The organism is Paenibacillus sp. 8b26 (assembly GCF_050626875.1).
Classification (GTDB): Bacteria; Bacillota; Bacilli; order Paenibacillales; family Paenibacillaceae; genus Paenibacillus.
In genome coordinates, this window is sequence record NZ_CP192445.1 from 1,674,307 (window position 1) to 1,686,061 (window position 11,755).

The 11,755-nt window shown below is 47.7% G+C and carries 10 protein-coding genes and 1 pseudogene; 3 read left to right on the forward strand and 8 right to left on the reverse strand.

Annotated elements, in window-relative coordinates; genetic code table 11:
- The first annotated feature begins 137 nt into the window (after nt 1-137).
- Nucleotides 138-272 carry a cortex morphogenetic protein CmpA gene (gene cmpA / locus ACQ4MX_RS07500; RefSeq protein WP_007429337.1) on the forward strand — a complete coding sequence of 45 codons (135 nt, stop codon included), beginning with the start codon at nt 138-140 and terminating at the stop codon, nt 270-272.
- An 89-nt stretch (nt 273-361) separates the two neighbouring features.
- Here the strand turns inward: cmpA and ACQ4MX_RS07505 are convergent.
- The 8 genes and pseudogenes from ACQ4MX_RS07505 to ACQ4MX_RS07540 all read right to left on the reverse strand — a co-directional run bounded on the left by ACQ4MX_RS07505 (nt 362) and on the right by ACQ4MX_RS07540 (nt 10,028).
- Nucleotides 362-1,707 (reverse strand): IS3 family transposase gene (locus tag ACQ4MX_RS07505; protein WP_431089968.1). Its coding sequence is split into 2 segments (ribosomal slippage): nt 362-1,323 and nt 1,323-1,707, totalling 1,347 coding nucleotides; the frame shifts between segments, so codons are not numbered across the junction.
- Between the two features lie 161 nt (nt 1,708-1,868).
- Nucleotides 1,869-4,091, reverse strand: a complete 2,223-nt coding sequence (locus ACQ4MX_RS07510; RefSeq protein ID WP_431089969.1) for a Tex family protein — start codon at nt 4,089-4,091, stop codon at nt 1,869-1,871.
- 180 nt (nt 4,092-4,271) lie between these two features.
- Complete coding sequence (locus tag ACQ4MX_RS07515; protein WP_007429335.1) at nt 4,272-4,622, reverse strand: type II toxin-antitoxin system PemK/MazF family toxin; 351 nt, start codon at nt 4,620-4,622, stop codon at nt 4,272-4,274.
- 6 nt (nt 4,623-4,628) lie between these two features.
- Nucleotides 4,629-4,910, reverse strand: coding sequence for a CopG family ribbon-helix-helix protein (locus ACQ4MX_RS07520; RefSeq protein WP_007429334.1), 282 nt, complete (start codon nt 4,908-4,910; stop codon nt 4,629-4,631).
- A gap of 294 nt (nt 4,911-5,204) precedes the next feature.
- Nucleotides 5,205-6,401 (reverse strand): alanine racemase, encoded by a 1,197-nt coding sequence (gene alr, locus ACQ4MX_RS07525; RefSeq protein ID WP_431089970.1) that lies wholly within the window; start codon nt 6,399-6,401, stop codon nt 5,205-5,207.
- Nucleotides 6,402-6,663: 262 nt separating this feature from the next.
- Nucleotides 6,664-7,986: a LolA family protein gene (locus ACQ4MX_RS07530; RefSeq protein ID WP_431089971.1), complete on the reverse strand. Its 1,323-nt coding sequence runs from the start codon at nt 7,984-7,986 to the stop codon at nt 6,664-6,666.
- 399 nt (nt 7,987-8,385) lie between these two features.
- A pseudogene (locus tag ACQ4MX_RS07535) lies at nt 8,386-9,081 on the reverse strand (ketose-bisphosphate aldolase); the annotation flags it as partial.
- A 284-nt stretch (nt 9,082-9,365) separates the two neighbouring features.
- Nucleotides 9,366-10,028, reverse strand: a complete 663-nt coding sequence (locus ACQ4MX_RS07540) for a hypothetical protein (RefSeq protein ID WP_431089972.1) — start codon at nt 10,026-10,028, stop codon at nt 9,366-9,368.
- Nucleotides 10,029-10,190: 162 nt separating this feature from the next.
- Between ACQ4MX_RS07540 and ACQ4MX_RS07545 the strand changes: the two genes are divergently transcribed.
- Nucleotides 10,191-10,448 (forward strand): XRE family transcriptional regulator, encoded by a 258-nt coding sequence (locus ACQ4MX_RS07545; protein ID WP_431089973.1) that lies wholly within the window; start codon nt 10,191-10,193, stop codon nt 10,446-10,448.
- A 273-nt stretch (nt 10,449-10,721) separates the two neighbouring features.
- Nucleotides 10,722-11,717 carry an ABC transporter substrate-binding protein gene (locus ACQ4MX_RS07550; protein WP_431089974.1) on the forward strand — a complete coding sequence of 332 codons (996 nt, stop codon included), beginning with the start codon at nt 10,722-10,724 and terminating at the stop codon, nt 11,715-11,717.
- Nucleotides 11,718-11,755: the final 38 nt, after the last annotated feature.

The window sequence follows — 11,755 nt, forward strand, 5'->3', positions numbered from 1 at the left end:
CGTTCTCCTCCTTTGCTCCATACTGCCAAGCATATTACAAAATAACGTCCAAAGTCTAACCTTCAATTCATAAGCACACTTTAGGCACCCACCCCATATGCTAAACATACAGAAGTAACGCAGAGGAGGAGATTGGCTTGCCTCAATGGCTCAGCAACCAGCTTATGCGGGCCTTTTACAAAAAGGACCGGCGCCAGATCAAACTGTTGAATGACTGTTGGTTTTTTTATCATAAAGCACCGGGTGTAGAGTTTGATGCCAACAATGGGTAGAAGTTCAGGGCAGTAAAAAATGAAAGCCGGAGTCTCCGAAGTGGTGAACTGTGACCCTATTTGTGGACACATAAAAGAAAAGAGTTAGATTATGCTGTTAATAGATGGTTCCTGTATTCATCAGGAGTCATCTTTTTTAATGTCCATTGATACCGATCGGTGTTGTAGTAATCCATGTATTCATTAATACGTGCCTGTAATTCCTGGAAAGTAACGCTGTCCCTATACTCGAGTTCATCCTTCATATGACCGAAGAAAGACTCCATGGAGGCATTGTCCCAGCAGTTGCTCTTTCGGGACATGGACTGCTGGAAGCCTATCTCTTTAACTCGAGCTTGGAACCCCGGATTCGTGTAGTGAAAACCTTGGTCCGAATGGATGATGGCTTCGGGGTGAATGTTGCCATCCAGTCGTTGAATCAACCTGTCCAAGGTTCGATCTACGATCGTCATTTCTAAGGACGAGGATACATAATGAGCAAGAATCTGTTTGCTTGCACCGTCCTTTACACAGGACAAATACGCGCATTGCCCCTGACCATAGTGCATGTATGTGATGTCTGTGAGAAAGACTTTCTCCGGCTCGCCCTGGTCAAACTGACGTTTAAGGTGATTAGGGAGTGTCTGGTGCTCTTGTGTGGCCTTTGCAATCTTACGGTACGGATTGGCCTGGCGTATCTTGGCCACCAACCCGTATTTACGCATGATACGGCGAATTTTCTTATGGTTCATGATGACGCCACTCTTATGCTCCAAGCACATTTTTAAAACAAGTACTCCCACTTTCCCATTACGTTTTTCAAAATGTTCCCTGATGAGTAACAGATCCTGTTCGTCCGCTTCTTCTCTCAGCTGTCGTGCTTGTTCAGCGGCTAACCACCGGTAGTACCCGCTTTTACTGACATTCGCCATCTTACAAAGATGATGAGTCATCTTCTCAAGTTGATGCTTACGGAGGGTACGATGGATGAGTTCGAAGCGCTCAGAGGGTGTCAGCGTTGGTTCTGCTGGGCTTGTCTCTCGAGCGCCTCGAGCTTTTTTAGGAAGTCGTTCTCCGCTTCCAGAAGCTTTATACGTGCCTCAGCTTGTGCAAGCTTCTTCTCCATCGACTGCTCTGCTGCGGGCCTTCCCGTGCTGCCTTTTCCTCGTTGCTCTTCCAGAAGACCTGCTTCACCTTGAGAAGCAAAGGTTTTTCTCCAACGTTTTAAGCATCTATTCGGATTCTCCCGTCCGATCATATCTAAGTTGAATCCTGCCTCCCTGAAGATTTCCGCAGGAGTTTTCCCCTCCTGATAGGCCTTTAGAGCTGCCAACTTGAATGTGGGTTGGTAAGCAATAGAACGCTCTGTAATATGCAATACGTTAGCATTATCCTCCATCTGGCGGATCTGACTTTCACTAAACCTTTGTTCACCGGTAGACCAACGGTTCCCCATTTTGTATCTCCAACCTTTCGTATATATCGATTATAAACGCAAAGAGACCCGAGAGAGGTCACTTTTTTTCAAAGTGTCCATCTTTCGGGTCACAGTTCATGGTTCGGAAATTCCGGCTTTTGTTATACCCTAATAAGGCGGTTATACGGATTTGTAGAGTATTATGCCTGCGATTGCGCTTCTGCCGGAGCTTTCATCGTCAGACCGACCCTGCCTTTTTTCAAGTCTACATTCAGCACCCACACGGTTACGTTATCACCAACGGATACGACATCCATCGGATGCTTGACGAAGCCGTTGCGCAGCTGCGAAATATGAACCAATCCATCACTCTTGATGCCGATATCGACGAACGCACCGAAATCAATTACATTGCGGACGGTTCCCTGAAGCTCCATGCCCGGTGCCAGATCCTCAATCTTGAGCACATCCTTGCGGAATACAGGCAACGGCAGTTCGTCACGCGGGTCACGGCCTGGACGCTGTAGGCTGTCCAGAATATCCTTCAATGTCGGCACACCGACTTCCAGCTTCGCGGCCAGTTCGTCAATGCTGGACACGTTCAGCGCTTCCGTCGCAGCCTTGGTGCCCAGATCGTGGGCGCTGATGCCCAGTTCAGCCAACAGGCGGTCTACGACAGCATACGATTCAGGGTGAATCGGCGTGCGGTCCAGCGGATTTTCTCCACCCGGTATACGAATAAAGCCAACCGATTGCTCGTAGGTTTTCGCGCCAAGACGCGGTACCTTTTGCAACTGACGACGGTTGTTGAATTTGCCGTTTTCCTCACGGTATTTCACGATATTTTTGGCAATTGTCGCGTTAATCCCCGCTACATAGGACAGCAATGCCGAGGAAGCGGTATTTACATCCACACCGACATGGTTAACTGCCGATTCTACAACATCCTTCAAGCTTTCATCCAGATGCTTCTGTGACACATCATGCTGGTACTGGCCCACACCAATGGCCTTCGGCTCAATCTTGACCAGCTCGGCCAGCGGGTCCTGCACACGACGTGCAATGGATGCCGCGCTGCGCTCAGCCACGTCCAGATCCGGGAACTCCTCCTGCGCCAGCTTGGAGGCGGAATAAACGCTCGCGCCTGCCTCATTGACGATCAGGTACGCCAGGCTGCTGTCGCCAATATCTGCGATGACTTCAGCCACGAATTGCTCTGTTTCACGCGAAGCCGTTCCGTTACCGATGACGATCAGCTCAATGCTGTATTGGGCAATGAGCTGCTTGAATTTCTCGGCAGCCTCACGCTTCTTGTTGTTCGGCGGTGTCGGATACGTCACCGCGACTTCCAGCAGCTTGCCCGTATCATCTACTACCGCCAGCTTGCAGCCTGTCCGAAACGCCGGATCGACACCGAGCACACGGCGGCCCTTGATCGGGGCCTGTAACAGCAGACTCCGCAAATTGCCCGCAAAGATAGAGATGGCCTGCTGCTCGCCCTTCTCTGTCATTTCAGCGCGCACCTCACGCTCAATAGAGGGTGCGATGAGCCTTTTATACGCATCCTCAATGACGTTGCGCAGCAGCTCTTCCACGGCGGATGAGCCTTTAATCACTTGACCTGCGACGTAATTGTGAATCGAATCGGGCGCTACCTCCAGTCCAACCTTGAGAATGCCCTCACGCTCTCCGCGATTAATCGCCAAAATACGATGAGGCGGCATTTTCTTAGCCAGCTCACGATAGCTGTAGTAGTTCTCGTAGACAGACTCTTGCTCTGCATCCTTCGCTTCGGAGGTTAGCATGCCATGATCCAGTGTATATCGACGCACCCATTGGCGAATACCCGCGTCGTCCGCTATATTTTCCGCTAAAATGTCCAAAGCTCCTTGAATAGCCGCCTCGGCACTGTTCACTCCCAATTCCGCATTCACATAGGACTCAGCTTCCTTCAGAGCATCGCCCTGCTTCGGCTGGTTCCAGATCCAGATGGACAGCGGCTCCAGCCCCCGTTCTTTCGCCACACTCGCGCGTGTTTTGCGCTTTTGCCGATATGGACGGTACAGATCCTCCACTTCCTGAAGCTTAACCGCAGAAGTGATGGCAGCCTGAAGGTCTTCTGTCAGCTTGCCCTGCTCATCAATAATGCGAATGACCTCTACCTTACGGTCCTCCAAATTACGTAAATACAGCACACGATCCTCAATTTCACGCAGCTGATTTTCATCCAGTTCCCCTGTCATTTCCTTACGGTATCGCGCGATAAAAGGAATCGTATTCCCTTCATCCAGCAAACTGATCGTCGTCCGGATTTGCTTGAGTGCCAGCGACAGCTCTCTCGCCACTTGTTTGACAATCCGCTCCTGGCGATCTGCTTCGTTCGGCTCCTGCCGGATTTCCGTTTTCGTTTCCTTGTTAGACAAAGCTATCCCTTCTTCCTTACAACTCTTGTCTTTCATCATGTCTTTCATTATCACAAAAAAAGAATCAAAGCGCCAGTACGTAACGATAAGGCCAGGCCCAGCCTGCATTTTTCATCGGACACGCAAAAGGACAGCGCCCAAGCGCTGCCCTTTTCCCGTTTCACTCGTCGTTACAAAATGCTAAAAATCAATCAAACCAAGACTGATTTGTAGCGAATCGCTCACTTTGCGCATGGTTTCTTCATCCAAATGGGTGATTTTGTCGGTAAGCCTTTGCTTGTCAATCGTCCGAATTTGCTCCAGAAGAACGACAGAATCGCGATCAAAGCCATGCGTCGCCGCGTCAATTTCCACGTGTGTGGGCAGCTTCGCCTTTTGAATCTGGGCGGTAATGGCTGCCACGATCACAGTGGGACTGAACCGATTGCCGATATCATTTTGGATGATCAGCACAGGTCTGACGCCACCTTGCTCGGAACCGACTACGGGTGAAAGGTCTGCAAAAAAAACGTCGCCGCGCTTTACGATCAATATGGATTACACCCCGCTAACTGTACGGCCCAAGGTGCTGTTTGCATCTTCCTCCGCATGAAAGGCTTCGGAGGCCATGGTCAAGTTAATTTTAGCCATCTCCATATAACCACGCTGCATGGCTTCACGAATGTAACGTTTCTTACGTTCGCCCACATACAGCTTCATGGCCTGCCTGATAAATTCACTGCGGTTGGAATTTTCCATGGCTACGATCCCGTCCACTTCCTGCAAGAGATGATCCGGCAAACTGATCATTATTCTTTTGGTGTTCTGCAAATTGGCCAACTTCTCTTCCACCCCCAAAACCTTGTCGCCATTGTACCATTATAACGTTATTCCCGGTAATTTATTCAAACGGAATACAAGAGAATATATATGATATTCGTATATCATCTATGCTGTATTCCATTATAAACTACGCAGTTCGTTTTCGTACAGGCGTTTGATCCCCGAAATACAAGTGTCAGCGGAGCCTGATGCGCCGATTTGACAGTTACAGCGCTCTTTTCTTTCCTTTGTACATATTTCGGGACGTTCTGCGAAAACTCCTGCTTTTAACCGGTAATTTGCGTCATGAAATTAATCCCAGCGGGTTGGAAGAAGCGAATTCACTCGAACGACAGGAATATCTCCCCGTGTATATACACGCGGTACCCTGTGTGCGATCATGCAGATCACCTCATAGTGGATCGTACCAAGCTTGGATGCCAGCTCATCCGCCGCGATAGTTTCGCCGGACTGCTGGCCGATGAGAACAACCTCTTCGCCGGTTTGGATTTCTTCCGCATCTTCTGCGAAAGATTGTAAGGATACCATACACTGGTCCATGCAAATCGTACCGAGTACCGGGACGCGGCGACCGCGTATCAATACTTCGATCTTCCCACTCAGCATGCGGGAGTATCCATCCGCATAGCCGATTGGCAGTGTACCGATCCGTTCTTCACTGGAGGTCACATACCGGGTGCCATAGCTAACTCCCCAGCCGGGAGGAAGCGTCTTGGTATAAACCACCGCCGTCTTCAATGACAATACAGGCAGCAGTTCAATGGCTTGCCGGTTAACCTCATCAGACGGATACAGACCGTATATACTGATGCCAATCCGCACCATATTGGGGGAAAGGGAAGGGGTATCAATGGTGGCGGCGCTGTTGCCCGTATGTATAATGGGAATGGTGATACCTTGTTCCCTTAGCGCTTCCGCCACGCCCCGAAACCGATCATATTGTAGCAGTGTATAGCTTTTGTCTTCTTCATCCGCGCGGGCAAAATGGGTGTACATGCCTTCCAGCAGTACTTGCTCTAATTCGTGAGCCTGCCGGACAAAAGTCACAGCCTCTTCTCCAGGCAGCAAACCCAGTCTTCCCATGCCGCTGTCTATTTTGATGTGCACCTTCAGCTTGCGTTCGTTTCCTTGTCGGTCCAGTCTGCGGATACCCTCCAGCACTTCCTCACTGAACACAGTCAATGAGATATCATGCTCCCAAGCCATTTGTACAGCTTCCGGTGAGGTATAGCCGAGTACAAGAATCGGTAGCTGAACCCCCGCATGACGAAGCTCCAACGCTTCATCCAGAAAAGCGACGCTCAAATAATCCGCACCAAGGCGTTCCAATTCCTTTGAAATTTCCACGGCACCGTGTCCATAGGCATTAGCCTTGACACAAGCCAGCAACAGCTTATCCGCTGGCAATGCCCTGCGAAAAGCTTCATAGTTGGCGCCAAGGTGATCCAGGTTGATTTCGGCCCGGGTCGATCTGTATTGTGCTTGCAAAATCCAGTCACCTTCTTCAATTGTTAGCCTGTAACATACCTTTTACCATTCGGAATGTGGCAAAGTCCTTACTTCCAAAGGTTAATGGTAATATTCAGAAACGTGGCTGTCAATGGCAGATGGCGTTTGCCAGCATCCTCCACAAAGAACATGACTCCCAAGCGAGCGGTGCACACCTCTAGACCTCGGATGAACAAAAGACGGATACGGGCGGAAGCAGAGCAAAATACACTCTAAACCGTCTGCATCCGTCTATAAAGTTTTATTTACCCGATTGATCCTGTATAGAAGCGGCAATTTGTATCATTTCGCTCACAGGCAGGTCAGCACTGGTAATACGGAACTCTATACCGTCATTCATCCAGGTCATCGTCTGCTGTTCGCTTCCCGCCAGAACGGCAAAGCTTCCTCCAATATCGACCAGTTCACCTGCGGCCAATGATACGGCCCGATCTTTCGGACGCGCCTCCACAATCGTATAGTTGTACATTCCACTATACCGCAGCATCACCGCATGTGTACCATTATCCTCCAGCTCCGGCGTATCCTTAATCTGTACCCCGGCCGGCGTATAGGACGGTTCAATCAAGCCGAATTCACCCATTACAGCTTCAGCAGCATCCGTGCCTGCCGATGTCCCTGTTGCTGCATCAAATTTACCCGGAGTTTGCTGTTGCGCCTCTGTATTGCTCGCTGTATCCGGCTTGGCCTCCGTATCCGTGCTACCCGTCGCGTCCGCGCTATCCGATTTTGACGTATCGCCTGTGGCAGCTCCATCCATCGACGCTTCTCCTGACGGCTGCTGTGCCTTCTTTCCTGCTGTTCCCTGCACTTGTCCTTGCTCGCCCGAGATTACGCCAGTCGTGCCATCAATCGTACCTGCAGGGTCTAGTTGCCCGCTGGAATCCACTGCTCCGGCTGAAGGCGCTCCTTCATTTCCCTTACCTGTTTTTCCAGAAGCCATATTGCGCTCCATATCAAAAGAGTCCTTGTCGAACTTCGTATCAAACGCAAATTGATCGAATTTCAGATCCACAACAACCTTGGCATTCGCATCAGATACCTGTACCTGAGTGGGTGCATAGTTATTTTTGGACAGCCATATTTTTTGCCTTACCAGCGCATGGCTGTTGTAGTTCGCTGCCACATCGAATACATAGGATTTATCGTCCGAAGCCAGTTGACGTGAGGCATCGCCAATAATGCTGCGAACCAGCGTTTCATACAAATAGACTTGCCCCTGGTTGTTCGGCCAATCGCTTTTGAAGCGGAAGCTTTTGTTCAGACTGGGCGTCAATACGAATACACCCTCATCATTGCGTAACACGATCTGAGTAACGTCCTTTTTCTCGTTCGTCATGGCAATTCGGTAATAGGAAGGCTTACGGTAGGAAATGTCCACCTTGTACTCCTGCGGCGTGTCGCCGGTATGCAGCGTCATCAAAGCTGTACCGTGGTAGCTGTTCAGGTCGCTCACCACGTCACTCAAATCTTTAACCACATCATCCGCGCTCTTCTTGCCGCACCCGGCCAGCAGCAGCGTTACACACATGACCATGGCAAGCATCCATGAAATCCGGCGCATATCATCAACCCCTTCAGCACATGTTTTAAATGAATTAGTACATGTCTATGAAGGACTTGTTCGATTTATGCAGACTGGCATGACAAGCTTGAGAGCTTGGATGGCGATTTGTATTGCTACAAAAGCTTTTGAACACTAATGATAAATTCATACCAAAAATACGTAATCGTACCCACAGGCAGTGCTATAGAAAAGCCCAGTAAAACATATGTAAAAAGCAATCCCATTACAAAACCTCTTTCATTAATAATGTATAAAAATACATTGTATACTATGGAAAATAAAAATCGATACATTTTGCCTACTTTTTGCGCACGAAAAAAAGCCGTTCCCTACACGGTAAAATCCGCACAGGAAGCAGCTTTGAAATTACTTTGAAGGCTGTGTTCTCTAATCGCATTACACGGTAAAACGCGCATCTCCCTTATGACTCGTGCCAAACTCTTGCATCTTCCCTTTGACCACAGCAGTAATCGCTGCTGTACCCGGTGTGAGAATGGTCTTCGGATCATAGACATGGGAATCACTCGTTAATGCGTTACGAACGGCCTCAGCCCAAACCTGAATGCATTCGGTATTGACGTTGATTTTGGCGTGGCCCAATTCAATCGCCTTGGTAATCTGATGCTCAGGGATGCCGGAACCGCCATGCAGTACAAGCGATATGCCCGTCAATTCCGAAATATGCTTCATTTCAGCAAAGCCCAGCTTGGGCTCTCCCTGATACGGCCCGTGAACCGAGCCAACGGCAGCCGCCAATGCGTCGATTCCGGTTTCCTGCACCATACGTGAGCATTCCTGCGCATCCGCATACCGGATTCCACCTACCAGCCCGTCTTCCATGCCTCCGACCGTACCGACCTCTTCTTCCACAGAGACTCCATAGGAACGCGCATAATCTACGACTTGCCGGGTCATCGCTATATTGACGTCAATCGGATCATGAGAACCGTCAATCATCACCGAGCTGAACCCGGCCTCAATCGCTCGCTTGCAGTTCTCTACTGTCCTGCCATGATCCAAATGAAGCGCCACCGGAACGGTAATTGACATTTCCTCCATTAAGGCACTGACCCATGATGTAATATTAAGATATATAGCTAAGGAAAAAACTCCCAAATGCTAGGCGCTCAGTCTGACACTCATAGGACGCGACAAATGGCCTCTCGATAGCTACAAAGCCTTTCCAGCCTCCTGAACAAGTTTCTTGAGACTAATCCAATTACCAATCAACGTCTTTAGATACAGGTTACCATTGATCAACTTCCCTGTTTTGTACATCTTCGTTTCTCCTTTGCTATTTAAGTAATAAATTTCGTATATAGATTTATTAACACATTGTTACACGATGTATAAATGAGTTTATCCTACACGCTCGCCTAACATCCTAAACCAAATGCTATATCCATTGCTTCATCTTCCGCTCGTTCAATGGCATGAATAAGCGATATCAAAGGTTCCTCACGTTTATACTGGATTGCCTTCTTATATGAACCTCCGGCAGCTTCCCAGTCCCAAAACGTAACAATATCCAATGGTTCAAGGAAATACACAGACAGGGCATTCACTGGATTCACAGCATACAATTTCATAAAATCCCCGTCTAAAAGTTGGCAGTACGTAAGATATTTTTCCTTCAATTCACGTAATAGACGCGCGGTGCTTTCTTCATTCACATTGACGATCATGCTAACGAATTCATTGCGTCTCTCAACAGTATTTAGTATGATTTGCATATCATTTCGAATCTCCCAAGCTTCTGGAGAAATATTGAACATGTTAATTAAATCGGTAAAGGTTAGATCAGGATTATATGGGGCTGGCTCAATGATGTATGTCCAATTGTCGTCGTAACCAGTTTCAAATACTTGGATTGCGTCTGATACATTTACACCGATAGTCTGCCATTGGCGCTTGAGTGCATAAGTAATATGGTAATAATACAGCGCTGCATCCTTTTTCCCTGTATCCGACTCCCATACTTGCTCTTTTCGAATAATTTCTTGAATAGCTTGTATGTTGGCTTTATCTTTTTTTTCCATCAGGTATCACTCCTTAATTATCTATTAATAGTTATATAGTATATCTATTAATAGATAAAGTCAAAAGTTTTTATCTTCTTCCCGTTAAACTTTTTAACAAGTTATCGTTATTTTAAAATTGCTTATAATTAGGATTAGATATTTGAAGGGAATTGTTCAAACATGATCAAAGTTACATTAGGCGAGTCCTTAAAAGAACTTGCGTTAACTCAACATAAGTTTGCTGTAACATACGGATTTCGTCCCAATACAATAAATGATTTTGTGAATGAGAACGTTAAAAGAGCAGACTTTGATACATTGGATAAAATGGTTAACTCTCTAAATCACTATGCTAAGAAAATGAAGATTCAACGTCACTTTACCTTGAGTGATGTTTTTATTCACCTTGACGAATCACCAGAAGAATCCAATAATTAACTGAAATTAAATAACTAAGTTAAACAAAAGCACATGGGGCTAGCTCAAAAGTAGTTTTAACTACTATAGAGCGGCCTCTTTTTTGCGTGAGACAAATTATAGTACAAGGTGCGGTACGTGTCAGCTCTATTCATGCATCTTCATTTTGTACAAAATCGAATTCCGTGACCAAGTTTGTCCATTGAGTATTGAAGGTGCATCGCTTATCATTGCTTCTGTGATAATAATTCTCATTTACACACCCCTGAATCCATCAATCATACGGAGGTTACCATGATCAATAAGAAATCCACTCGACAATATACGACTATGCTCAGCCTATTCTCTCTTATGGGAGCGTTGCTGTTGGGATGCGGCACCTCGGAGAAACCTGCTGCAAATAGTAACACAACAGCACCCACTGCAGGAACGACGGCATCTACCAAGGCTTCAGAAGCGGCTGCAACACGCTCTTACACAGACTATAGGGGACACACGGTAAACATCCCCACGGCTCCCCAACGTATTGCCTATTTCGGTGAAAACTATGGAGACCTGCTGGTTTTGGGCGTTCAGGCTGTAGGCACATCCACCTCCATGATTGAGGGCAAGGTGTATGAGAAGCAGGTTCAGAATGTGGCCAATCTGGGGTTTCCGATTAACTTGGAAAAAGCGTTGGAGCTACAGCCCGACCTGATCATTACCGCCAATACGGATGAAAAGCAATACACAGCATTAACTAAAATCGCACCTACGATTATGTTCGATACCTTTGCTCCACTGAACGAGCGTTTGCTGCATCTCGGAGACCTGGTAAACAAGAAAAAAGCTGCCGAAGATTGGCTTGCCCAGTACAAAATCAAGGAAGCCGAAATGTGGAGCAAACTTCGCGCGAACGGTGTAAAGCCGGGGGAAACCGCTTCGGTCTTTACCTACTATCCCGGTGACCGTTTGTTCGTGATGGGACGGACAGGGCTGTCACAAATACTGTATGAAAAGGATGGTCTCAAGCCTACCCCTCTTATTCAGAAGGCGCTGGACGAGGACAAAGGATTCGTCCAGATATCCCAGGAAGTGATCGAACAATACGCTGGGGATCGGATTTTTATTCTGAATTCTCCGATTTCGGAAGCCCAGCAATCCACCAAACAGTTGATGAAAAGCAAGCTGTGGCTCCAGCTTCCTGCCGTCAAGCAGGGGCATGTGTACGCTCAGGATATTAGCAAAACCGACAGCGATGCTACTACCCGGGAATGGTTGCTGGACGAATTACCTAAGCTCATAAAATAAGGATATAGAAGCTTATCGACACTTGTGGATAGGCTTCT

Bases quoted from the DNA above. Each gene is read 5' to 3' on its own strand.
- ACQ4MX_RS07530 (WP_431089971.1), bottom strand. From the start codon at position 7,986: ATGCGCCGGATTTCATGGATGCTTGCCATGGTCATGTGTGTAACGCTG.
- ACQ4MX_RS07540 (WP_431089972.1), bottom strand. From the start codon at position 10,028: ATGGAAAAAAAAGATAAAGCCAACATACAAGCTATTCAAGAAATTATT.
- ACQ4MX_RS07545 (WP_431089973.1), top strand. From the start codon at position 10,191: ATGATCAAAGTTACATTAGGCGAGTCCTTAAAAGAACTTGCGTTAACT.
- ACQ4MX_RS07550 (WP_431089974.1), top strand. From the start codon at position 10,722: ATGATCAATAAGAAATCCACTCGACAATATACGACTATGCTCAGCCTA.